The organism is Bradyrhizobium yuanmingense, from assembly GCF_900094575.1.
Taxonomy (GTDB): domain Bacteria; phylum Pseudomonadota; class Alphaproteobacteria; order Rhizobiales; family Xanthobacteraceae; genus Bradyrhizobium; species Bradyrhizobium yuanmingense.
Map to the genome: position 1 here is coordinate 706043 of NZ_FMAE01000002.1, position 24273 is coordinate 730315.

The window sequence follows — 24273 nt, forward strand, 5'->3', positions numbered from 1 at the left end:
TCGTTTCTGAATGGGAAACTAAGCCAGCTCCGACACCTCGCCCTCGGGCAGGCCGAACTCGAACGTGTTCAGCGTCATCGACACCAGCGTGTAGTAGCCGCACAGCCCGATGACCTCGACGACGCCGCGCTCGCCGAGCAGCTTGACCGCTTCGTCGTAGAGACCTTTCTCGACGCCGTGGCCCTCGTGCAGCGACTTCGCGAGATCGTAGATCATCTTCCCCATGGGATCATCGAAGTCGGGGGTGCGGCGGTCGCGGATCGCATCGATGATCTCGCCCTTCATGCCGCCGGCGAGCGCGAGGCGCTTGTGCGCGTACCATTCGTAATGCGCGGTCCAGTGCCGCGCCGTCACCAGGATCGCGATCTCCGACAGCTTGGCCGGGAAGATCGTGTCGAACCGCATGACCTCGCCGAGCCGCGTGGCGTGCCGGGCCATCTCGGGACTATTGAGCCAGGCCATCATCGGCGGCGGCGGCTTGCCGCGCTTGCCGGCGATCGACTCGTCATAGGTCTGCCGCTGGCTCTCGTTCATTTCGCCAGGCGAAAGAAGTTTTAGGCGCATTGTCGTTTCCTCTTTGTTTTCAAAGCTCGCCGCAGCAATGACTATAACCGATAAGTGGTTGAATTCCGCGGGGGCTTGGCCCAGACTCGCTGGCAACAATTCGAATGTTGGGTGATGGAAACGACCAATGACCGATCTCAAAACCAGCGATTCCGAATCCGCCGATCTCGAAACATTCCGCAACGATACCCGCGCCTGGCTAGAAGCCAATTGCCCGCCGGAGATGCGCAAGCCCGCAACGTCCGATGCCGACGTGTTCTGGGGCGGACGCAACGCGAAATTCTCGTCCGAGCCGCAGCGCATCTGGTTCGAGCGCATGCGCGACAAGGGCTGGACCGTGCCGGATTGGCCGCGGGAATATGGCGGTGGCGGCTTGAGCGCGGCCGAGCACAAGGTGCTGCGCGCCGAGATGGCGCGGATCGGCGCCCGGCCGCCGCTGTCGAGCTTCGGCATCTGGATGCTCGGGCCGGCGCTCTTGAAGTACGGCAACGAGGCCCAGAAGAAGGAGCATCTGCCGAAGATCGCCGCGGGCGAGATCCGTTGGTGCCAGGGCTATTCGGAGCCGAACGCCGGTTCCGACCTCGCTTCGCTCCAGACCCGCGCCGAGAGCGATGGCGACGACTTCATCATCAACGGCCAGAAGATCTGGACTAGTTACGCCAATTACGCCGACTGGATCTTCTGCCTGGTCCGCACCGACCCGACCGCAAAGAAGCATGACGGCATCAGCTTCATCCTGTTCGACATGGCCTCGAAGGGCGTCTCGACCAAGCCGATCCTGCTGATCTCGGGCTACTCGCCGTTCTGCGAGACCTTCTTCGACAATGTCCGCGTGCCGAAGTCGCATGTCGTCGGCACCATCAACCGCGGCTGGGACGTCGCGAAATATCTGCTCCAGCACGAGCGCGCGATGATCTCGGGGATGGGCGAGCGCGGCGTCGGCCGGCCGCTCGGCCAGATCGCGGCCGATTCCGTCGGCACCGATGGGCAGGGCAGGCTCGACGACGCCATGCTGCGCGGTAGAATCGCGACCTTCGACGTCGATGAGGCCGCGCTGGCGGCCTGCGCCGAGCGCGCGGTCGATCTCGCCAAGGCCGGGCAGGCGCATCCGGCGTTCTCCTCGGCGATGAAATATTACGGCACCGAGCTCAACAAGCGCCGCCACGAGATCCTGATGTCGGCGGGCGGCGTCGATGCGCTGGAATGGGAGAGCGAGCGCTCCAGGCAGGGCGCGCGCCCGCGCGCCTGGCTGCGCACCAAGGCCAACTCGATCGAGGGCGGCACGTCCGAGGTCATGCTCGGCATCGTCGCCAAGCGCATCCTAGATCTGCCGGGGGCGTGAGGTTTCCGTCATTCCGGGGCGCGACGAAGTCGCGAGCCCGGAATCCATTCATCCTCCCCCTCTGCCGCCCGATGGATTCCGGGCCTGCGCCTGCGGCGCATCCCGGAATGACGAACCAGATAGATTTCGAATCGGAAACACGCATATGGCCCTCGTCCTCACCGAAGAACAATCCATGCTCCGCGACTCCGCGCGCGGGCTGATCAGCGACAAGGCGCCGGTGTCGCACCTGCGCCACTTGCGCGACAGCAAGGACCCCACCGGCTTCTCCAAGGATCTTTGGCATTCCTTCGCCGAGATGGGGTTTGCCGGCTTGCTCGTGCCGGAAGAGTTCGGTGGCAGCGGTCTCGGTTTCGTCGAAGCCGGAATTATCATGGAGGAGATCGGCCGCACCTTGATGCCATCGCCCTTCCTCGCGACGTCAGTGGTGGCGGCATCAGTGCTGACCCGCGGCGGCAATGCCGCGCAGAAATCGGAATATCTGTCGAAGATCGCGAACGGCTCGCTGCTCGCGACGCTCGCGATCGACGAGGGCGCCAAGCATCGCCCGCTGCAGACCAGCCTCAAGGCTGTGCGCGCCGGCAACGGCTTCAAGCTCTCCGGTGCCAAGGCGCTGGTGATCGACGGTCATGTCGCCGATCTCCTCATCGTCGCCGCGCGCACCGCGGGCTCTGCCGGCGAACGCGAGGGCCTGACGCTGTTCCTGGTCAACCCCAAGGCCAAGGGCGTTGCGATCGAGCGCACCATCATGGTCGATGCGCACAATGCGGCGCGGATTGAATTCGCCAATGTCGAGGTCACCGCCGACAGCGTGCTCGGCGAGGTCGACCAGGCGGCTGGCCTGCTCGATGGCGTGCTCGATATCGGCCGCGGCGCGGTGGCCGCCGAAATGGTCGGCCTCAGCGATGAAGTGTTTGGCCGCACCGTCGAGTATCTGAAGAGCCGCAAGCAATTCGGCAAGCTGATCGGCGAATTCCAGGCGCTGCAGCATCGCGCCGCCGAGCTCTACATCGACATCGAGATCACCCGTGCTGCCACCATGAAGGCGCTGCAGGCACTGGATGCCGACGTCGTCAAGGCCGCACCCGCCGTCGCCGTGGCAAAAGCCCGCGCCGGCACCACCGCCACGCGCGCGGTGCAGGAAGGCGTGCAGATGCACGGCGGCATGGGCATGACCGACCAGTTCGACATCGGCTTCTTCATGAAGCGCGCCCGTGTCTGCGAGGAGCTGTTCGGCGACGCGAACTACCACACCGAGCAGCTGGCGCGCGCGCGGGGTTATTGAGATGCTCTCGTAGGGTGGGTTAGCACTGCAGAAGCGCGAAGCGCATCTGCAGTGCGTAACCCACCATCTTCGTCCGGCAAACGCGGAAGCATGGTGGGTTACGCCGAGCAATTGCGCTTAGCGCAATTGCAAGGCTAACCCACCCTACGACGTTCGCCGGAGACACCCCTTACCGCATCGGCGGTGCGTACTGCACACCGCCTGCGTTCCACAGCTGGTTCATGCCGCGCGGGATCTTCAGCTTCGACTTTTCGCCGATGTTGCGGTCATACATCTCGCCGTAATTGCCGACGTGGCGGATGATGCGCGCGGCCCAGTCCTTGGTGAGGCCGAGCTGCTCGCCGTAACGGCCTTCGGTGCCGACGAGGCGCATCACCTCCGGCTTCTTCGACTTCAGGGCCTCGTCGATGTTCTCCGAGGTGACACCGAGCTCCTCGGCGTTGATCATCGCGTAAAGCGTCCACTTCACGATCATCATCCAGTCGTCGTCGCGCTGGCGCACCACGGGGGCGAGCGGCTCCTTGGAGATCATGTCCGGCAGGATCATGTGGTCGCCGGGCTTCGTCAGGTTCAACCTGAGAGCATAGAGCTGAGAAACGTCGGCGGAGAACGTGTCGCACTTGCCGGTGTCGTACGCCTTCACCACGTCGTTGAGGTTATCGAACTTCACCTCTTCATACTTCATGTTGTTGATGCGGAAGTAATCGGCGACGTTGAGTGTCGTCGTGGTTCCGTTCTGCACGCAGACCTTGCTGTCTGCCAGGTCCAGCGAGGTCTCCTTGTTGCGCGTGCGCGGCACCATGAAGCCGACGCCGTCGTAATAGGCCACGGCCGGGAAATACAAATCGTAGTCGAGCTCGCGCGCCATGCTCCAGGTCGTGTTGCGCGAGAGGATGTCCACCTTGCGGCTCTGCAGCTCCTTGAAACGCTCGTTGGCGTCGAGCGGAACGAACTTCGCCTTGCCGGGGTCGTTGAAGATCGCAGCGGCCACCGCGCGGCAGAAATCGACGTCGAAGCCGGTCCAGTTACCCTTGTCGTCGGGGATCGAGAAGCCCGGCAGGCCCTTGTTGACGCCGCACAGCACCTCACCGCGGCGAACCGTGCGCCTCAGGGTGCGGGTGTCGTAAAACTCGTAAATGATCGCGCCGATGGCGACCAGCACGGCGATGGCGACCCCGATCAGCAGGCCGCCACGAAAAGTGCGCATCATGTTGCTCTCTCGAAAAATCGGGAAAAGGAATCAGGCGAGGACGGAGTGCATGATCCGGATCCGGACGGCCGCGTTGGCGCAAGGCACGCTGCGGCCGTCCGAAGCAATCATGTCGGGATCATGAACCTTAGAGCTCGGGCTTCTGCCGGATGACCACCTTGGTGCCGACAGGGACGCGATCGTAGAGGTCGGCGACGTCGGCGTTGACCAGGCGGAAGCAGCCCGAGGACACCTTGGTGCCGATCGTGTCGGGTCGGTTGGTGCCGTGGATGCGGTAGACGGTGGTGCCGAGATACATGGCGCGGGCGCCCAGCGGATTGCCGGGTCCGCCGGCCATGAAGCGCGGCAGATAGGGCTGGCGCTGGATCATCTCCGGCGGCGGCGTCCAGTCCGGCCACTCCTTCTTGTTGGTGATGGTCACCAGCCCCTGCCACTGGAAACCGTCGCGGCCGACGCCGATGCCATAGCGGATGGCGCGCCCGCCGGGCTGCACCAGATAGAGGTGACGTTCGGCGGTCGAGACGATGATGGTGCCCGGCGGCTCGGTGGTGCGGAAGTAGACCACCTGCTTCTGCCATTCCGGCTCGAGCTGGTATCCGTCATCGGCGATCAGGCCCGGCTCGTCGCCGCGGTCCGGCTGCTGGGCGAAGGCGTGCGGCGTGGACAGGGCCAGTCCCATCGCAGCCACGAAAATCCCGGTCAGGCGACGAAAATTCGTCATTTCAAGCTCTCCCCGCTGCCACAGCGCAAATCATTCGGAACCATCAAACCTGAGGGGCAAGTTCATGGCAAGTTGATGGCGCGCCGTCCTGGCATGTCACGAGAATGCTTTGGTTTTTTGACGGGCTCGGCGCAATGCCACGAACAGGGGATGGCGCGAAAAGCATAGGTGGTACCGCAGTGGTGGTCCGCTCCCTCCCCCGCTTGCAGGGGAGGGTTGGGGAGAGGGTGCTTCCGCAATGGGACACTCCCCCAGAGGATAGAACCCTCACCCGCCGCGCGGGACGATGCTCGCATCGCCCGGAACGCGGCGACCTCTCCCGCAAGCGGGAGAGGCTTAGATCGAACGTGGTGAGATCGAGGCCGACAATTTGCGCCAGCTAAATCTTGTTGCTCTCCGCCGGGATCCCGAGCCGCCGCACGATCTCCGCCGCGACGGCGCGGGCTTCGACGCGCGAGCCGATGCGGGGGCTGCGAAACCGCCGCCCCGAATGCAGCCGGATCACCACGATGCAATGCTCGTCCTCGGAGCGGCCGCGGCGCTCGACCGTGATCGTTTTCACGTCGGGTCCGGCGATGCGGTCGGCGCGCAGGCTGCCGTCGCCCCACAGGCGCTCGACGCGAATATCGTTCGGCCCGATGATCCAGAACGCGCCAGTCGCAAGGTTGGCATAGCGATAGACGGCGAATGCGGCGATCGCGCCCAGCGGCAGCAGCAGGATATCAACATGGCTCGGCGAGAGGCCGCGCCACAGCTTGTAAGCATAGGGGGCCGCGGACAAAGCCACCGCGATCAGTGCGACGATGCGGATCTCCCGTGCAGGAAACGCCTCGAGAGGCTCGCCGAGATGCATCTCGGGATTGCTGGCATCGAGCGGGTTGCTCGGCGCCTCGACATTGGGAACGTCAAAATGCGCCGCGATCCACGCCACGGTGTCGCGGACATGGGTGACGTCGGAAATCGGCGGCGAGGTCAGCCGCTCGCCCGAGGCCAGGGTGAAGACGAGCTGGAAGCGGGCCTTCACCCGCTTGCTGCCGGGGACCTGTAGCGCCGTGATCTCGTCCTTGCCGACGAGGCGCGTCCGGAGCTTTCCGAACGGCCGCTGCCGCCCGATCAGGATCTCGTCCGGCGTGATGATCCACACCACCGCCGGCGCCATCATGATGCCGACGACGAATCCGGCTCCCACCAGCAGCGCCACCGTCGATATCGTGATTTCCAGGAGGTCCTGCGTGAACAGACCCGGCGTGAAGCAGAGCGCAACGGCAGCCGCACAGCCGGCCACGACCAGCCGCTGCGCGATCGAGGAACCTTCACGAAGGCGGATGTCGGTGCTGGTGGTCGCGTCCATTGCGGGCGGCTGATTGCGTCGATTGCGAAACTCCACGGACGGCTCCGTGGTGTCAAGCAACAAGGGCGACAATTGAAGCCCGCCGCGCGATGACCGTGCAGCGTCAGCTGCTCGCGTTCAGCAGCTTGGCCACCGTGCGATCGATCTCGTCATAGCTGCCTTCGCCGGCGTGCTGGAACACGATCTTGCCGCTCTGGTCGACGATGTATTGCGCCGGCCAATATTGATTGCGATAGGCGTTCCAGGTCTTGGACTCATTGTCCTGCGCCACCGGATAGGTGATGCCATGGCGCTTCAGCGCGGCCTGCACGTTGGCGGCGGAGCGCTCGAACGGGAATTCCGGCGTGTGCACGCCGACCACGACGAGGCCTCGATCCCGGTACTTGGCGTAGAGGCCGGTGACATGCGGCAGCGTGTTGACGCAGTTGACGCAGCCATAGGTCCAGAAATTGACCAGCACGACCTTGCCGCGGAGATCGGCGATATGAAGCGGCTTCGAGTTGAACCAGTTGGTGATGCCGGTGAAGTCGGGCGCGGCCTGCTGGTTCGCGGCGGCGGTGACGACAGGCGCGGCGCGTGCGGCCTCGTCGCAGATGCCGGGGATCACGGCGCCGGTCACTGTGATGCCGATCAGTGCAGCAGACATTGCGAGCAGCTTGAGAGTCATGGAAAGTGTCCTCCGGTGAAGATGAGGTGGGATCACAGGCCGATCTGGCCGGTGGGGTAGAAGCCGGTGAGCCACGCCACAATCAGCGTGTCGTATTGAAAATAGGCGGCGACCGCGAAGCCGATCACGACGACGCCAAAGCCCTGCTGCAGCCGCGGTGAGATCCGGGCCAAGCTGCGTACGCGCGTGGTCGCGGCCTGTCCGCCATAGGCTATTCCCAGCATCGGGATCGCAGCGCCAATGGCATAGGCGACCAGCAGCGTGCCGGCCCAGGCAACGTTCTTCGACGTCGCCACCAGCGTCAGGATCGAGCCGAGCACGGGCCCTGCGCAGGGCGTCCAGACCAGTCCCAAGGTGGTGCCGAGGATCAGCCCACCGAGTGCGCCGTCGCGCTGCGTAGCGCCGATGTTGCCGAGATCGAGCCAGCCGTTGATCCGGATCGACAGCCATTCGAACGGCGCCGGCCACAGCATCAACAGGCCGAAGCCGAGCAGCAGGACCGCTGCCGCCTCGCGCAGCACGTTCGGATCGAAATCGAAGGCCCGCGTGATCGCGCCGAGCGCCAGCGCGACCATCGAGAAGGAAAAGACGAAGCCGAGCGCGATCATCGCGGGTCGCAGATGCCCCGCGCGCCCGATCGAGGCGCCGAGCAGGATCGGCAACATCGGCAGCGTGCAGGGCGCGGCGATGGTGAGGATGCCGGCGAGGAGAGCAAAGAGCAGGTCGAGCATGAGGCACTCGTGAGGGAGGTCACGAGGGCTGTTCGCGTGCGGTGGGGCGGTCGTTACGCAGCGTCACGGCTTCGTGACGGGGGCTGTTGCTTTGCAGAGCACGGTGGCCGCGGGCTCCCGCTTCTCCCGCTTGCCGGAGAGGCCGGCGCACTCGCAGAGTGCGGCGGGTGAGGGTTCTTTCCTCTGGGGGGAGTGCCCCGTTGCGGAAACACCCTCTCCCCAGCCCTCCCCCGCAAGCGGGGGAGGGAGCGCACCGACCGCGGAGCCGGCAACCACTCAGGCCCAAATAAAAACGACCCGGACGGGGCATCGTCCGGGTCGCTGGAGGTCTTGGGAGGTTTAACGAAACCGTATGGAGCTTTATAGAAGGGAAGTTTTTCCGCCTGATGTTGTCGTTTGTTTCAATTGTTTCGTCAGTGGTAACGCTTCCGTGTCCGGGGAGAGGGCCAAAACGGAGATCCTATCCCCTTGAAAACATTGTTGTTAAGCGGCGAAACGGTCGACGCCGGCGCCCTTAAGCAAATCGGCGAGTTGCTTGCGCGCATAGAACATCCGCGTCTTCACCGTGCTCTGGGGGATGCCGATGATCTGGCCGACCTCCTCCACCGACTTCTCGTGGTAATAGACGAGGTTGATGATCTCCCGATGCGCCGGCGACAGCTTCTGCACGCAGGCGCGCAGGATGGCGCTGGTGTCGCTGCGGTCGAGCGAGGTCTCCGGCGTGTCGCAACCATCAGGGATCTGACGCACGTCCTCCTGATCGATGTCCTCAAAGCGGCGCTGGCGCATCGCGGTCAGCGCCTTGAAGCGGGCGATCGAGAGCAGCCAGGTGGACACCTGCGAGCGGCCCTGGAATTGGCCGGCGGTCCGCCACACGTCCAGAAACACCTGGCTGACCAGATCTTCCGCCGTGGTGGCGTCGCGCACGATGCGCAGGATGAATCGGTACACCCGTACATTGTGCCGGCAGTAAAGGATGTGCATGGCCGTCCGGTTGCCGTCGGCAATGCTTGCGAGGAGCATGTCGTCCGAGGTCGCCTGAGCGGCAATGATGCTCTGGCTGGCTTGGGCGTTGATGGCAATGACGTTCGGCATGGACTTGGCTCCCCGTAGCGCCGCAACCGAGCGGCGTTTCCTTGGGTCAAAGTGTTAATGAGCCAACGTTTCGGGACGTCTGCACGAAAAGCGGAAAATGGTTTCGTGCGCCGTCAAATTGTTTCGCCGGACAGGGTGCGACGAAACATTCGGGGCAAAAAACCTTGTGATTTCAACGTACGGAAAATACGGGGTGGGGATTCGGGGCCGGACGGGCGCGCCGCGGAACGAATTTAGGGGGATTGCGTTTGGTCGCGCCGCACCTACCGCTGTCGTCCCGGGGGCGATAATCTCGTAGCCCGGATGAAGCGCAGCGAAATCCGGGGCAACTCCATCCGCGGCTACAGCACCCCCGGATTGCGCTGTGCTCCATCCGGGCTACGGCAGAGCGGGTTGTGCCGCTCGCCCTACGCCTTCTCGCCCTGCGGCGAGAACAGATAGCCGCCGCCGCGGATGGTGCGGATTACGGCAGGCTTGGCCGGGTCGGGCTCGATCTTGCGGCGGATGCGCATGATGCGCAGATCGACCGCGCGGTCGAAGGCTTCGGCGTCGCGGGCGTTGGCAAGCTCGAGCAGGCGCTCGCGCGACAGCACGCGCTTCGGATTGGCGGCGAACACCTTGAGCAGCCCGAACTCGGATGCGGTCAGCGGATGCTCGTTGCCCTCGTCGTCGCGCAAGGCCTGCGCTTCGAGGTCGAGCCATTTGGTGCCGAAGCGCACCAGCTGCTCCTTGTCCGACTTCGCCGCCGGCGCGTCTGCCGCCTTGGCCGGTCCGCTCCGCCGCAGCACCGAGCGGATGCGCGCCATCAGCTCGCGCAGCTCGCAGGGCTTTGCCACGTAATCGTCCGCGCCGAGCTCGAGGCCGACGACGCGGTCGATCGGGCTCGCGGTCGCCGTCAGCATGATGACGGGCACGTTGATGCGGCTCTTGAGGTCGCGGATGATCGAGAGCCCGTCTTCCTCGGGCATGTTGAGGTCGAGCACGACGAGATCAGGCATGCTGCCCTGGATCGCGGCGCGCAAGGACTTGCCGCCGTCGCACAGCGTCACGGTGAAGCCGTGCATCTTGAGGTAATCGCCGACCATCTCCCGGGCCGGAGCCTCATCGTCGACGATCATGATGTGCTGGCTTTGGGTCATGGGCTTTGCATCATGGGCTTTGCATCACGGGCTTTGACATCACGGCGCTTCAGTCGCAGGGAGGGTGATGGTGAAGGTCGAGCCCTTGCCGGGGCCCTCGCTCTCGGCGGTCACCTCGCCGCCGTGCATGTCGATGATACGCTTGACGATGGAGAGACCAAGTCCCGTCGAGCTCTCCCCGGCGGTTGGCTTGGCCGACAGCCGCTGGAACCGGCCGAACAGCCGGCCGAGGTCCTCCGGCGACAGCCCGGCGCCCTCGTCGCTGACGCTGACGATGGTGTCGCTGCCCTCGTGGACCACGGTGACGTCGATCTTGCCGCCGATCGGTGAGTATTTGATGGCGTTGCTGATGAGATTGTCGATCGCCTCGCGGATGCGGTCGGTGTCGCACATGGTGACGATGTTGGGCGGCGCCGTGACGCTGATCGCCTGCTGCTTGTTGACCGCGAGCGGCTGGTTGGCCTCGGCGACCTCCTTGACCAGGGCGGCGACGTCGACCGGCTCGCGGCGGATGGTGATGTCGAAGGCATCGGCCATCGCGTCCGAGATCAAATGATCGACCATCGTGGTCAGGCGCTTGGTGGCGTCGCGGATATGGTCGACCTGGGCGACGACCCCGCTTTCCGAGGCGCCGGTCGAGATCAGCTCCTTGAGCATCTCGGTGCGCCCGAGAATGACGCCGAGCGGGTTCTTCAGGTCGTGCGCGACGGTGCCGAGAATCTCGTTCTTGAAGCCGTTGGCGCGCTGCAGCCGCAGCCATTGGGCCGAGAGGCGGCGGTTGGCCTGCATCAGGGCGCGGGTGCGCTGGGCGACGCGGTCCTCCAGCTGGGTGTTGGCGTCCTGCAGCTGCTGGTAGAGGATGACGTTGTCAAAGGCGATCGAGAGCCTTGAGGAGAAGATCTCGACCAGCGAACGGTCGGTCTCCGACAGCTCGCGCTCGGCCTGGAGCAGCACCACGACCTCGCGGCCCGATCCGGTGCGCAAATAGATCACGCTGCGATGGTCGGCGAATTCGTTCTTGCGGCGCTGGAACGCGGCCTCCACCATCTCGCGCAGCTCGGGGTCGAGCGCCTTCGACGAGGTGGTGCCGATGAAGCGGCTGTAGCAGCCGCTGCCGGCGAGCACCGAGAGCTCGGGGTCGATGCCGCCATTGTCGCGCAGCACCAGGATGCCGGCGCAGTCGACGTTGAGCAGCGAAGCGAGCTGGGTCAGGACGCCCTCAGCGAGCCGCTGCATCGACTTGAAGTCGTACAGCGTGGACGCCGCGTCGATGATGATCTCCAGCCCGCGCCGGGTCTGCACCATGCGCTCAAGCTGCTGGTAGGAGCGCAGCGCCGCGGTCAGCGAGGTGAACAGCTTGTCGGCGGTGAGCTCGGTCTTGGCCTTGTAGTCGTTGATGTCGTACTGCACGATGACGCGCCGCTCCGGCGCCTGGCCGGGCTGGCCGGTGCGCAGGATGATGCGCACGGTCTCGTTCCGGATCTCGTTGCGGATGAACTCGACCAGCTCGAGGCCGGCGACGTCGGTCTCCATGATGACGTCGAGCAGCACGGCGGCGACGTCGCGGTGCTCGGCCATCAGCTTGCGCCCTTCGGCCGCGGAATAGGCCGACAGGATCTCCAGGCTCTGGCCGTTCAGGCTGTAGTCCGACAGCGCGAAACGCGTACCGTCATGCACGGCCGGATCGTCATCGATGACGGCGATCTTCCATTTCCGGGCGTTGCTGTCCTCCGACGCGGTACCGGTGTCGTCGATCAGGTGGAGGACATCGTCCTGTTCGGCCATTGCGAAGATCCGTCACTTTCTGTGCTTTGCGCGCCGCCCTTGGCGACGCGGGGCATGATAATGCGAAAAGTAGTGCCTTGTCCCAGCTTGGATTCCAGCATCATCCGGCCGCCGAGCTGCTGGGTGACGAGGTTATAGACGATATGAAGGCCAAGTCCCGTGCCGCCTTCATTGCGCCGGGTGGTAAAGAAAGGGTCAAAGGCCTGGCGCTGCACGTCCGGGGTCATGCCGGCCCCGTCGTCGGAGAAGCTGATCTCGATGTCCTCGGTGCCGCGCGGCCGCGCCGAGATCGCGATCCGGCCGGCGCGGCCGTCGGCGAAGGCGTGGTTGGCGGCGTTGAGGAAGAGGTTGGTCAGGATCTGGCCGTAGGAGCCGGGATAGCCGTCGAGCAGCAGCCCCTCGGGGACGTCGACCTCCAGCGTGATCGGCGAGCGCTTCAGCACGGGCTTGAGGCTGGCGATGATCTGGTCGGTGGCTTCGCTCAAGGAGAATTGCCGCCGCTCGGCATGGGAACGGTCGACCGCGACCTGCTTGAACGACTGGATCAGCTCGCCGGCGCGGGTCAGATTGGCGACGAGCTGCTGCGAGGCGTCGCGCGAGGACTGCACGAATTCCTCCAGCTGTGAGCGGCGCAGGCCGCCCTCGCCCTTGAGCTGGGCTTCGAAAATCTCGGTGCGCCGGGCAAAGCTCGAAGCCACCGTCAGGCTGATGCCGATCGGGTTGTTGACCTCGTGCGCAACGCCGGCAACGAGGCCGCCGAGCGCGGCCAGCCGCTCGGCGTCGATCAGGTTCTGCTGCGCGGTGTTGAGCTCGAACAGGGCGCTCTCGGCCTTTTCCTTGGACGCGCGCAGCTCGTCCTCGGTCCGGCGCTTGGCCATCGCGTTCTCGCGGAACACCTCCACCGCGCGCGCCATGGCCCCGACCTCGTCGCGCGCTTTCGTGCCCTGCACCTCGCGGTCGAGATCGCCGAGCGTGATCGCCCGCATCGCGGACATGATCTGCTGCAGCGGCAGGCGGATCGACAGCGCGATCAGGACGCCCGCGGTGAGGATGATGCCGAGGAAGATCACCGCGATCGACAGCACCCGGCGTGAGATATCCGCCAGCGTGCGGTCGAATACCTCCTGCGCCTTCTGCTCGCGCTGGCGCATCTTGGTCGAGAGGTCGTCGATGGCGCCGATCGCCTCGGCCTGGCTGGCGTCGATGGTGTTGCGGAGCAGCTCGGTGCGGCTCGCAAGCTGCTCGGAGAGTTTTGCAAAGCCCTCGCGAAGTGCGGCGGTGCGGGCCGCGAGCCGCCGCAAGGCCATCTTCTGCAGGTCGTTGTCGGCGAGATCGATCATGACCGGGATGGTCCTCTCGATCGTCTCGGTATGGCGGCGCGCGTCGTCGGCGGCGCCCGACGACTGCGACAGGTAATAGGAATTGGCCGCGACCAGCATCGCGGTGAAGGCTTCGCGGGATTTGCCGAGCGAGGGCCAGATCAGCGCGTCGCGATGGCCGGTGGCACCCTCGATGATGGAGTAGAGTCCCGCCATGTCCCTGGCCGGGCCCTGCACCTGCTCCTCATAGGTCTTGGCGATGGTGGACTGCACGCTGCGCAGCTCGCCGAAGCCGTTGAGGAAGCGGTCGGTGGTGCGCTCCAGCTCCTCGACCGAGCCCGACAGCATCGGGTCCTTGGCGGCGCGATTGGTCAGCGTGCCCAGCACCGCCTCGCGCAGCAACAGGATCTCGGCGAACAGGTCCGGACTCGGCTGGTTGATGTAGCGGTGGATCAGGTTCTGCAGCCGCCCGGTCTCGCTTTCGAGCAGCGCCAAGATCCGGTCGGACTCGCGCACCTGGCGCACATCGTCCCAGGCCGAGCCGAGCACCTTGGCGCCGTTCCAGATCATCGCCACCAGCACCACGACCACGGCGGAGTTCAGCGCGGCGATCGACAGGATGCGCCAGCGGATCGGCACCGCCCGTAAGAGGCCGACGATGCGCGCGCGCAGCTGCCCGATCGGGCCGGGTGGCTTGTCCGCGTGATCGCTATGTCCAAGCGCAGCCAACAGGCCTCACTCCACCTTGCGAATCCGTTCGATCAGCGCGGCCGCCGCGGGGTCGCGCGCGGCCTTGGCGTAGATTGCGGCCATGGCGTCCTCGAACGGCTTGCGGTCGATGTCCCTGATGATGGTGACGCCGGCTTCCTGCGCCTTGCGCTGCGACTGTTCCTCGAGGTCGCGCCACTTCTCGCGCATGAACCGGCTGGAGCGCTGCGCGGCCTCCTTAAAGATCGTCTGCTCCTCCGCCGACAGGCTGTTCCAGGCCTTCAGAGAGATCACCAGCACCTCCGGGCTCATCGTGTGCTCGGTCAGCGTGTAATGGCCGGCATGCTTGTAATGGTTCGTGGTCACGAAGGATGGCCAGTTGTTTTCGGCGCCGTCGATCAGATGGTTGGCAAGCCCGGTGAGCACCTGCCCGTAGGGCAGCTCGACCGGTTCGGCGCCGAGCGCGCGCATCATCTGGCTCATCAACTCCGACTGCTGCACGCGGATCCGCAATCCCTTGAGGTCCGCGATGGTCTTCACCGGGCGGACCCCGTTATAGATCGAGCGCGCACCCGAATCGTAGAAGGCGAGCCCGACGAAGCCGTAGGGCTCGAAGCTACCGAGGATCTCGCTGCCGACAGCTCCGTCCAGCACCTTCTGCATGTGCTCGATGGACCGGAACAGGAACGGCATCGCCAGCACGTTCATCGCCGGGACGAAATTGCCGATCAGGGCGACATTGGTCCGGTTGAGGTCGATCGCACCGGCCCGGGTCTGCTCGATCGTCTCCTTTTCCTCCCCGAGCTGGCGGGAGTGGAACACCTTGATCTCGTGGCGGCCCTTGGTGCGCTCGGCGATCAGGGCGCCCATGTAGCGCAGCGCCTGGACGGTCGGGTAGTCCTCGGCCTGGGTGTCGGCGGCGCGAAATTCGCGCGCAACCGCACTCGTCGCGCGCATGCTCGACGAGACTGCGGCAAGCAGAAGCGCGACGAAGATCACCCCGGTCCGCGAGAGTTCGGCACGGCTCAACACTGGCACACTCAACCCCTCAGTGGTGGAGTCTATGGCGGAAGGAAAAGGTTCAATGCAATCTAAAGCGTTTTCAAGCGAAGTGGATACCGGTTCGCGTAAAGAAAACCCGTCAAATTAATAATTTAGAACCCGTTCCGATCGGAACGGGGCTCCAGCAGAAGTTAAGGGAAGCCCCATTCCGTCCCCGGCCAGCGGGCTGATTGTGCGGCGCGGCCGGCGTTCATTCCCGGTTGAAACGGCCACTGCCGGGCCTTAAGCAGGACAGCCGCCACGTCGACCGCGGCCTGGGAAGAGCCATCCTGATGTCAGCCTTGCGCCTTTTGCAGCTCGTTGCCGCCTTTGCGGCCCTCGCATTGGCCGCCCCTGCGCGGGCTGCCACCGAGATCGCCTGGTGGCACGCCATGTCCGGCGAGCTCGGCCGGCAGCTGGAAAAGCTCGCCGCCGACTTCAATGCCTCGCAATCCGATTACCGCATCGTGCCCGTCTACAAGGGCAATTACACCGAGACGGTGACGGCGGCGATCTTCGCCTTCCGCTCGCGCACCCAGCCCGCCATCGTCCAGGTCAACGAGGTCGCCACCGCCACCATGACCGCGGCCAAGGGCGCGATCTATCCGGTGTTCAGCCTGATGCGGGACCAGGGCGAGCCGTTCTCGCTCAGTGATTATCTGCCCGCGGTCTCCGGCTATTACACCGATGCGGCCGGCAATCTGTTGTCCTTTCCGTTCAATTCCTCGACGCCGATCCTCTATTACAACAAGACCATGTTCCGCGACGCCGGCCTCGATCCGGAGGCGCCGCCGAAGACCTGGCCGGAACTGGGAGCGGTCGCCAAGCGCCTGCGCGACCGCGGCGCTGCTTGCGGCTTCACCACGTCCTGGCCGTCCTGGATCCATGTCGAGAATTTCGCCGCCTTCCACAATCTGCCGCTGGCCACCCGCACCAACGGCTTTGCAGGCCTCGATGCGGAATTGACCATCAACAATCCGATCGTGGTCAAGCACGTCGGCCAGCTTGCCGAGTGGCAAAAGACAAAACTGTTCGACTATAGCGGCCGCGGCCAGTCGGCCGAGCCGCGATTCCAGAAAGGCGAATGCGGCATCTTCATCGGCTCCTCGGCCACGCGGGCCGACATCAAGGCGAATTCGAAGTTCGAGATCGGCTACGGCATGATGCCCTATTGGCCCGACGTGAAGGGCGCGCCGCAGAACTCGATCATCGGCGGCGCCACGCTGTGGGTGCTGCGCGACCGTCCGCGCGAGGAATACAAGGGCGTGGCGCGCTTCTTCGCCTATCTGTCCCAGCCCGGCGTGCAGGCCGCCTGGCACCAGAACACCGGCTATCTCCCCGTGACCCGCGCCGCGTTCGAGCTGACGCGCTCGCAAGGCTTCTATGAGCGCAATCCGGGCTCGGCGATCTCGTTCGAGCAGATCACGCTCAATCCGCCAACCGAGAACTCCAAGGGCATCCGGCTCGGCTCCTTCGTCCTGATCCGCGGCGTGATCGAGGACGAGCTCGAGCAGGCCTTCGCCGGCCACAAGAGCGCGCAATCAGCACTCGATTCCGCCGTCGAGCGCGGCAACAAGCTCTTGCGCCAGTTCGAGCGCGCGAGTCCCGAGCGGTAGGGTGTGTTGCGATTACGTCTCGCCGCCGCTGCGAACGAGGTGCGCTCCCTCCCCCGCTTGCGGGGGAGGGTTGGGGAGAGGGTTCTCTCCACGTTGGGATTGTCTGAAGTCTGCGGAGAGTGTCCCCACGTGGAGAGAGCCCCCACCCGGCGCTTCGCGCCGACCTCCCCCGCAAGCGGGAGAGGTGCACCGTTTCCTTGGCTTGCACCGGGTCAACCAAAGTTGCCCCTGCATTCGATACGCGAGTGCAGATGACAATCACGCCGCAACAGCTGCCTCACTTCGCCGACGCCGCAAGCTTCCGCGCTTTCCGCTCCGCGTCCACGCAATGGCTGCCGATCGCCCTCGACATCGCACGTAGCCATGGCCTCGATGCCGGCTCGCCGCATGTGTTTGCGACCGGCACCAATCTCGTGGTCGGCCTCGGCGAGACGCTGATCCTGAAGATCTTTCCGCCGCTGCTCGCAGCGCAGTTCGTCTCGGAGCGCGTCGCGCTGACGCAGCTCAAAGGCCGTCTGCACCTGCCGATCCCCGAGATCGTCGCGGAGGGGATGCGCGACGGCTGGCCCTATCTCGTCATCACGCGCCTCGCCGGCACGCTGGGTTCGGAGGTCTGGCCATCACTGCCGGAGCCGCAGAAGGAGCGCCTGCTGCTCCAGATCGGGGAGACCATTGCGAGCGTGCAGCGCGCGCCGCTTGGACCGCTCGCGCATATCGAGCCGCGCTGGGACGCGTTCATGCGCCGGCAGATGCAGGCTTGCCGTGCGCGGCACGAGCGTCTCGGCCTCGCACCAAAATTCCTCGAGGGCCTCGACGACTTCCTGCGCGATGCCGCAAAGCTGATCCCGATGGACGCGCCGCCGGTGATCCTGATCGGTGAATACATCCCCGAGAACTTTCTGCTCGCCTGTGACGACGGCCAATGGTCGCTCGGCGGCCTGTTCGATTTCGGCGACGTGCTCACGGGGTGGAGCGACTACGATCTGCTCGGCCCCAGCGCCTTCATGGCGGCGGGCCGGCCGGGCAGGGTGAAGAGCCTGCTCGAAGGCTTTGGCTATGCAAGGCTGGACGCGACGCTCAAGCGCCGCCTGATGGCCCTGATGCTGCTGCACCGCGCCAGCGACCTCAACAGCCACATCTGCATCGAGGGTTGGCAGGAGCGGGCGGATGATCTGATCGAGCTCCAGGAGCTGATCTGGGCTACCTGATCGACGGCGGTCACCGCCCCGTAGTTTGGCTTCTTGTCCGTCGAAACACGGTCAGCCCTTGGGGAAAAGCGGGATTGCCCACGGAAATCGTCAGGCCGGCGTGGACTCCGCCATCCGGGCACGCCACCATGCAACCTGCGATTCGGCTTCGCTGGTTCGCAATCGTGGATAGGAGCCGATCTTCCGCCAAGTCGACGCGGCTCTTTCCACTGGCGATCCCGCTCTAGGGCGGGACCCGGCGCTCCCTTCCATCAGGAGCGCTGCGCTACCAACGGCCCCCTCCACAAGGGCCACCCGTCTCCCCCTCCCGTTCGAAAGCGAGGGGTTCGAAGCGAAGGCCGTCCGGTCCACCCCGGGCGGTCTTTGTGCTTTCAGCAGGCTTCGAATCAAATTCTTCAGCACAACTGAAATCGCGTACACACTACGCACAGTAGGATTCCTCCTACAAGACACTTGAGGACACACAGTCCTCAAACAACGGGGACAAACTCGCGCCGCATCCTTGTCACGCGACCCACGAACACCCTGCGTGAAACCCCGGCGCCGTGCGCGAGCTCACCAAATAGGCTATCAAATTTTTCGGTCTATTTTTTATGCAAATATGCGTTTTTGTATGCACATGCGAAATTGTGCGTGGAGCTGCATCCACTTGGGGGCGCAGAAATCCTCTATAATTTCAGTTGCTTATGCATCTTTAGTCTTCCGTTAAGCCTTGGCACAAACCTTGCGAATCCAGTTCCAGCCAAAAACCTTTGTGTTGGAGCGATTTCATGAAGCGCCGCGATTTCCTCAAATCCGTTTCCGGGTTGGCCGCTGGCGCGGCGCTCCCGGCCATGCCGTCCGTGATCTCCCCGGCCAAGGCCGATGCCCGCTCGGAGACCTTGCTGATCGTTTCCGAAGGCGGCCCCAACAATCTCGACATCCATGGCATCGGCACCAACGTGCCCGGCTATGAAGTCTCCTGGAATTGCTACGACCGCCTGATCAGCCACGAGATGAAGAGCGGTCCCGGCGGCGTGCCCTATTACGACCGCGACAAGTTCAAAGGCGAGCTCGCCGACGACATGAAGATCGACGACATGTCGGTCACCTTCAAGCTGAAGAAGAACGCCAAATTCCACGACGGCGCGCCTGTTACCGCGAAAGACGTGAAATGGTCGCTCGACCGCGCCGTCAGCGTCGGCGGCTTCCCGACCTTCCAGATGAGCGCGGGTTCGCTCACCAAGGCCGAGCAGTTCGTCGTGGTCGACGATCACACTGTGCGCGTCGACTTCCTGAAGAAGGACAAGCTGACGATCCCCGATCTCGCCGTGATCGTGCCCTGCATCGTCAATTCCGAGCTGGTGAAGAAGAATGCCAGCGAGAAGGATCCCTGGGGCCTCGAGTTTACAAAACAGCAGACCGCCGGCTCCGGCGCCTACAAGGTGACGAAGTGGACCGCCGGCACCGAAGTGATCATGGAGCGCAATGAGGATTGGGTCGGCGGTCCGCTTCCCAAGATCAAGCGCGTGATTTGGCGCATGGTGCCGCAGGCCGGCAACCGCCGTGCGCTGCTCGAGCGCGGCGATGCCGACATCTCCTATGAGCTGCCGTTCAAGGATTTCCAGGAGATGAAGGCGAACGGCAAGCTCAACGTGGTGTCGCTGCCGTTCTCCAACGGCATCCAGTATATCGGCATGAACGTCACCAAGCCGCCGTTCGACAATCCGAAAGTGCGGCAGGCCATCGCCTATGCGCTGCCGTATCAGAAGATCATGGACGCCGTGCTGTTCGGTCTCGGCAATCCCATGTTCGGCGCAAAGGACAAGGCCACCGAAGTCGCCTGGCCGCAGCCGCACAAGTACAACACCGACATGGAGAAGGCGAAGGCGCTGCTGGCTGAAGCCGGTTACGCCAACGGCTTCGAGACCACGATCTCGTTCGATCTCAACTTCGCCGGCGTCAACGAGCCGCTCTGCATCCTCGTGCAGGAGAGCCTCGCCCAGCTCGGCATCAAGACCACCATCAACAAGGTGCCCGGCGCCAACTGGCGCACCGAGCTCAACAAGAAGGAGATGCCGCTCTTCACCAACGTCTTCTCGGGCTGGCTCGATTACCCCGAGTACTTCTTCTACTGGTGCTATCACGGCAACAATTCCGTCTTCAACACCATGAGCTACAAGTCGGCGGCGATGGACAAATTCATCGACGGTGCGCGCACCGCGGCCGCCACCGGCGACAAGGCCGCTTACGATGCCGACGTGAAGGGCTTCGTCGATCTCGCCTTCGCCGACGTCCCGCGGATCCCGCTGTATCAGCCGTTCGTCAACGTCGCGATGCAGAAGAACATCAGCGGCTACCAGTACTGGTTCCACCGGCGGCTGGATTATCGCGCGATGGCGAAGGGGTGAGGAAAGCGAATAGGGAGTGGCGAATAGCGAGTAGGGGGACGTGATGGTCGACAGGAGCGAATATCCATTCGCCACTCGCTATTCGCCATTCGCGCGAGCGGAGCGAGCACCATGCTGACCATGATCGGCAAGCGCCTGATGTTCGCGGTTCCCTCGCTGATCGGCGTCGTCATCGTCACCTTCCTGCTGACGCGCGCGCTGCCGGGCGATCCCGCCGCCTACTTCGCCGGCCCCGCCGCGACCAAGGAAGCCGTCGAGCAGATCCGCAAGAAACTCGGCCTCGACAAGCCGCTGATCGAGCAGTTCTTCCGCTATGCCAACGATCTCGCGCATGGCGATTTCGGCAACTCGCTGACGACGGGCCAGCCGGTCGCCACCGAGATCCGTAACCGCCTGCCGGCCTCGGCCGAGCTGACGCTGCTCGGCCTGTTCGTGTCCGTTGCGATCGCCATTCCGCTCGGCGTGCTCGCGGCAACGCGGCCGGGATCATGGATCGATCATCTCTGCCGGGTCACGACCACGGCCGGCGTGTCGCTGCCGGTGTTCTTCACCGGCCTCGTGCTGGTTTATGTCTTCTACTTTCGCCTGGGCTGGTCGCCGGCGCCGCTCGGCCGTCTCGACGTGTTCTACAGCGCGCCGCCGACGGTAACAGGCTTCTATCTGATCGACACTTTGATCGCGCGCGATCTCGAGGCGTTCCGCTCGGCGTTGAGCCAACTCATCCTTCCCGCAACGACGCTCGCGATCTTTTCGCTGGCGCCGATCGCACGCATGACGCGCGCGTCCATGCTCGCGGTGCTCGCATCCGAATTCGTCCGCACCGCGCGCGCCAGCGGCCTGTCGCCGGCGACGGTGATCGTCACCTACGCGTTCCGCAACGCGATGCTGCCGGTCATCACCACGCTCAGCATGGTGTTCTCGTTCCTGCTGGGGGCCAACGTGCTGGTCGAGAAAGTGTTCGCATGGCCGGGCATCGGCTCCTACGCGGTGGAAGCGCTGATCTCCTCCGACTTCGCGCCGGTGCAGGGTTTCGTGCTGACCATGGCCGTGATGTACGTGCTGCTCAATCTGATCATCGACATTTTGTACGGCGTGATCGACCCGCGCGTGCGGTTGGAGGGCTAGACTATGAGCTCCGTAGCGCCTGCTGTTGAACCTGTCGGCCCCGCCCGCACGTCAGGCCTCGTCGCGATCCTTGAACAGACCCGCTATGTCCTCGGCGAGAACAAGGTCACGGGCTTTGCCTTTGCGTTGCTCCTGATCATCGTGTTCGCCGCGCTGTTCGGCCCTTACGTGGTGCCGTACGATCCGCTCGCCTCGGATACGGCCGCTGCGTTGAAACCGCCGTCGGCGGCGCACTGGTTCGGCACCGACCAGCTGGGCCGCGACATCTTCAGCCGTGTCATCGTCGCCACGCGCCTCGACTTCTTCATCGCGATCGCCTCGGTCGCGCTGGTGTTCCTGATGGGCGGCCTTGCCGGCATCGCGGCCGGCTATTTCGGCGGCTGGACCGACCGCATCGTCGGCCGCATCGCCGACACCATTATGGCCTTCCCGCTGTTCGTGCTCGCGATGGGCATCGTCGCCGCGCTCGGCAACACCGTGCAGAACATCATCCTGGCCACCGCGATCGTGAACTTCCCGCTCTATGCCCGCGTCGCCCGCGCGGAAGCCAATGTCCGCCGCAATGCCGGCTTCGTGCAGGCCGCGCGTCTGTCAGGCAACGGCGAGTTCCGCATCCTCCTGGTGCACATCCTGCCGAACATCATGCCGATCATGATCGTGCAGATGTCGCTGACCATGGGCTACGCCATCCTCAACGCCGCCGGCCTCTCCTTCATCGGCCTCGGCGTCCGCCCGCCGACGGCGGAATGGGGCATCATGGTCGCCGAAGGCGCGGGCTTCATGGTGTCGGGCGAATGGTGGATCGCGCTCTTCCCCGGCCTTGCCCTGATGATCGCCGTGTTCTGCTTCAACCTCCTCGGCGACGGCCTGCGCGACATCGTCGATCCCCAGCGGAGGACGTGATGCTCAACCTCCAAGAAAAATTCTCCAATGATTTCAGTCGCCATTCTACTGTGCATGGGGTTGTTTTCGACCGTTTGAGTGACGGGAGCCGGCCATGACGGCCCAGCCCCTGCTCGACGTCCAGGACCTCACGGTCGAATTCACCACCCGACGCGGCATCGTCAAGGCGGTGCAGCACGTCAACATCTCCGTCGCCAAGGGCGAGACGCTCGCCATCGTCGGCGAGTCCGGCTCCGGCAAGTCGGTGACCTCCTACGCGGTGATGCGCATCCTCGACCGCGCCGGCAAGATCGCCGAGGGCTCGGTGATGTTCTCCGGCATCGACGTCAAGGCGGCGACCGAAGACCAGATGCGGGACTTGCGCGGCCGCGAAGTCTCGATGATCTTCCAGAACCCGCGCGCCGCTCTGAACCCGATCCGCAAAGTCGGCGACCAGATCGAGGACGTGCTGCGCACCCATGTGCAGCAGGCCCAGGTCGCCGACCACGGCGAGAAGGCGATCGAGGCGCTCGAGCAGGTCAAGATCGCCCGCCCACGCGAGCGGTATCACGCCTATCCGTTCGAGCTGTCGGGCGGCATGTGCCAGCGCGTCGTCATCGCGCTCGCGCTGGCCTGCAATCCGCAGCTGCTCATCGCCGACGAGCCGACGACCGGATTGGATGTCACCACGCAGAAGGCGGTGATGGACCTGATCGTCGAGCTGACGAAACGCCGCGCGATGTCGACCATCCTGATCACGCACGATCTTGGCCTCGCTGCCGCCTATTGCGACCGCGTCGTCGTCATGGAGAAGGGCCGCGTCGTCGAGACCGCCACCGCCGCCGACATCTTCGCCAACCCGCAGCACCCCTATACGAAGAAGCTAATGCGCGCGACCCCGCGGCTTGGTGTGTCGCTGCGCGACTTGCTGCCCGAGGAAGAAAGCAGAGCCGCCATGGCCGGGCTTGATCCGGCCATCCATCACACTTCGCAAGACCCCTCTCAGCTGACAGACCCCCGGGTCAAGCCCGGACGTGACGAGAATCCAAAACCCCTCCTTCTCGTCGACAAGCTCGTCAAGGAATATCCCCGCCAGGGTGCGACCGCCGTGCTCGGCAAGCTGTTCGGCCGCAAGCCGCCGGTCGAGCCGGACATGTTCCGCGCCGTCGACGGCATCTCCTTTGCCATCGGCCATGGCGAGAGCGTCGGTCTGGTCGGCGAATCCGGCTGCGGCAAATCGACCACGTCGATGATGGTGATGCGCCTGCTCGACCAGACCTCCGGCCTGATCCAGTTCGACGGCGAGGACATCGGCGGCATTCAGCCTGCCGCCTTCGCCCGGCTGCCGCAGCGCAGCCGCATCCAGATGGTGTTCCAGGACCCGACCGACAGCCTCAACCCGCGCTTCACTGCGGCACGCGCCATCGCCGATCCGATCATGCAGCTCGGCGACATCAGGGGACGCGATGCGCTGCGCGCCCGCTGCGAGGAGCTCGCCACCATGGTCGGCCTGCCGCACAATCTGCTCGACCGCTTCCCGCACCAATTGTCCGGTGGCCAGAAGGCCCGCGTCGGCATCGCCCGGGCGATTGCGCTGCATCCCAAGCTCGTCATCCTGGACGAGCCGACCGCGGCGCTGGACGTCTCCGTGCAGGCCGTCGTCCTCAACCTGCTGCAGGACCTCAAGGCGCGGCTAGGTATGAGCTATCTGTTCGTCTCGCATGATTTGAATGTAGTGCGCCTGTTGTGCGATCGTGTCATTGTGATGCGGACCGGACGGATCGTCGAGGAGGGCTCTTCCGAGCAGGTTCTCGGCGATCCCAAGGACGACTACACCAAGGAGCTGCTGACGGCGATCCCGCATCCGCCGTTGCCGATCCACTGAGACTGCACTGATTGCTTGAGAGCGTGATGGCCGAACCCCTGGACGACTATATCGACGCCGTATCGAAGGCGCTGGCGCTGCCGATCGAGGAGGCCTGGCGGCCTGCCGTGCGCGCCAACCTCGAGGTCTCGCTGCGGCTTGGCCGTCTGGTCGACGAATTCGCGCTGCCGGACGAGACCGAGCCGGCGCCGATCTTCACGGCCTGACAC

At 64.6% G+C, this 24273-nt stretch carries 20 protein-coding genes; 9 read left to right on the forward strand and 11 right to left on the reverse strand.

The features are described 5' to 3' along the window. Positions 1 to 18: 18 nt before the first annotated feature. Positions 19 to 564: a carboxymuconolactone decarboxylase family protein gene (locus GA0061099_RS08375; protein ID WP_036001930.1), complete on the reverse strand. Its 546-nt coding sequence runs from the start codon at positions 562 to 564 to the stop codon at positions 19 to 21. Between the two features lie 127 nt (positions 565 to 691). On the opposite strand from GA0061099_RS08375, the gene GA0061099_RS08380 reads away from it, so the two are divergent. Together GA0061099_RS08380 and GA0061099_RS08385 are read left to right on the forward strand one after the other, a co-directional pair. Next, entirely contained in the window at positions 692 to 1906 is a 1215-nt protein-coding gene (locus GA0061099_RS08380; protein WP_036020265.1) for an acyl-CoA dehydrogenase family protein, read from the forward strand. 145 nt (positions 1907 to 2051) lie between these two features. After that, entirely contained in the window at positions 2052 to 3191 is a 1140-nt protein-coding gene (locus GA0061099_RS08385) for an acyl-CoA dehydrogenase family protein (protein WP_036020267.1), read from the forward strand. Between the two features lie 169 nt (positions 3192 to 3360). On the opposite strand, the gene GA0061099_RS08390 is transcribed toward GA0061099_RS08385, so the two are convergent. From GA0061099_RS08390 to GA0061099_RS08440, 10 genes are all read right to left on the reverse strand, one after another. Then, positions 3361 to 4398, reverse strand: a complete 1038-nt coding sequence (locus GA0061099_RS08390) for an amino acid ABC transporter substrate-binding protein (RefSeq protein ID WP_036001959.1) — start codon at positions 4396 to 4398, stop codon at positions 3361 to 3363. 130 nt (positions 4399 to 4528) lie between these two features. Next, a complete protein-coding gene (locus tag GA0061099_RS08395; protein WP_036020272.1) occupies positions 4529 to 5122 on the reverse strand; it encodes a L,D-transpeptidase in 594 nt (197 codons plus the stop codon). Between the two features lie 379 nt (positions 5123 to 5501). Then, on the reverse strand, positions 5502 to 6473 hold the full coding sequence (locus GA0061099_RS08400; RefSeq protein ID WP_036020275.1) for a hypothetical protein: 972 nt from the start codon (positions 6471 to 6473) through the stop codon (positions 5502 to 5504). 103 nt (positions 6474 to 6576) lie between these two features. Then, entirely contained in the window at positions 6577 to 7140 is a 564-nt protein-coding gene (locus GA0061099_RS08405; protein ID WP_036020278.1) for a thioredoxin family protein, read from the reverse strand. A gap of 32 nt (positions 7141 to 7172) precedes the next feature. Further along, positions 7173 to 7871 carry a cytochrome c biogenesis CcdA family protein gene (locus GA0061099_RS08410; RefSeq protein ID WP_036020281.1) on the reverse strand — a complete coding sequence of 233 codons (699 nt, stop codon included), beginning with the start codon at positions 7869 to 7871 and terminating at the stop codon, positions 7173 to 7175. A gap of 483 nt (positions 7872 to 8354) precedes the next feature. After that, positions 8355 to 8966 (reverse strand): sigma-70 family RNA polymerase sigma factor, encoded by a 612-nt coding sequence (locus GA0061099_RS08420; protein ID WP_036020284.1) that lies wholly within the window; start codon positions 8964 to 8966, stop codon positions 8355 to 8357. 407 nt (positions 8967 to 9373) lie between these two features. Beyond that, a complete protein-coding gene (locus GA0061099_RS08425; RefSeq protein ID WP_036020286.1) occupies positions 9374 to 10105 on the reverse strand; it encodes a response regulator in 732 nt (243 codons plus the stop codon). A gap of 39 nt (positions 10106 to 10144) precedes the next feature. Next, positions 10145 to 11890, reverse strand: coding sequence for an ATP-binding response regulator (locus GA0061099_RS08430; protein ID WP_074447643.1), 1746 nt, complete (start codon positions 11888 to 11890; stop codon positions 10145 to 10147). Continuing rightward, a complete protein-coding gene (locus GA0061099_RS08435) occupies positions 11860 to 13890 on the reverse strand; it encodes a sensor histidine kinase (RefSeq protein WP_074447666.1) in 2031 nt (676 codons plus the stop codon). Before GA0061099_RS08435 ends, GA0061099_RS08430 begins: the two co-directional genes overlap by 31 nt. A 54-nt stretch (positions 13891 to 13944) precedes the next feature. After that, entirely contained in the window at positions 13945 to 14955 is a 1011-nt protein-coding gene (locus GA0061099_RS08440; RefSeq protein ID WP_036020362.1) for a TRAP transporter substrate-binding protein, read from the reverse strand. Positions 14956 to 15251: 296 nt separating this feature from the next. On the opposite strand from GA0061099_RS08440, the gene ugpB reads away from it, so the two are divergent. The 7 genes from ugpB (at position 15252) to GA0061099_RS08475 (ending at position 24270) form a co-directional block, all read left to right on the forward strand. Then, entirely contained in the window at positions 15252 to 16574 is a 1323-nt protein-coding gene (gene ugpB / locus GA0061099_RS08445; protein ID WP_193375169.1) for a sn-glycerol-3-phosphate ABC transporter substrate-binding protein UgpB, read from the forward strand. A gap of 251 nt (positions 16575 to 16825) precedes the next feature. After that, a complete protein-coding gene (locus GA0061099_RS08450) occupies positions 16826 to 17782 on the forward strand; it encodes an aminoglycoside phosphotransferase family protein (protein ID WP_036020297.1) in 957 nt (318 codons plus the stop codon). Between the two features lie 770 nt (positions 17783 to 18552). Beyond that, positions 18553 to 20172, forward strand: coding sequence for an ABC transporter substrate-binding protein (locus GA0061099_RS08455; protein WP_036020299.1), 1620 nt, complete (start codon positions 18553 to 18555; stop codon positions 20170 to 20172). Positions 20173 to 20283: 111 nt separating this feature from the next. Further along, complete coding sequence (locus GA0061099_RS08460) at positions 20284 to 21297, forward strand: ABC transporter permease (RefSeq protein WP_036020302.1); 1014 nt, start codon at positions 20284 to 20286, stop codon at positions 21295 to 21297. Positions 21298 to 21300: 3 nt separating this feature from the next. After that, positions 21301 to 22200: an ABC transporter permease gene (locus GA0061099_RS08465; protein ID WP_036020304.1), complete on the forward strand. Its 900-nt coding sequence runs from the start codon at positions 21301 to 21303 to the stop codon at positions 22198 to 22200. 94 nt (positions 22201 to 22294) lie between these two features. After that, positions 22295 to 24064 (forward strand): dipeptide ABC transporter ATP-binding protein, encoded by a 1770-nt coding sequence (locus GA0061099_RS08470; protein ID WP_036020306.1) that lies wholly within the window; start codon positions 22295 to 22297, stop codon positions 24062 to 24064. Between the two features lie 26 nt (positions 24065 to 24090). Continuing rightward, complete coding sequence (locus GA0061099_RS08475) at positions 24091 to 24270, forward strand: DUF4089 domain-containing protein (protein WP_036001861.1); 180 nt, start codon at positions 24091 to 24093, stop codon at positions 24268 to 24270. Positions 24271 to 24273: the final 3 nt, after the last annotated feature.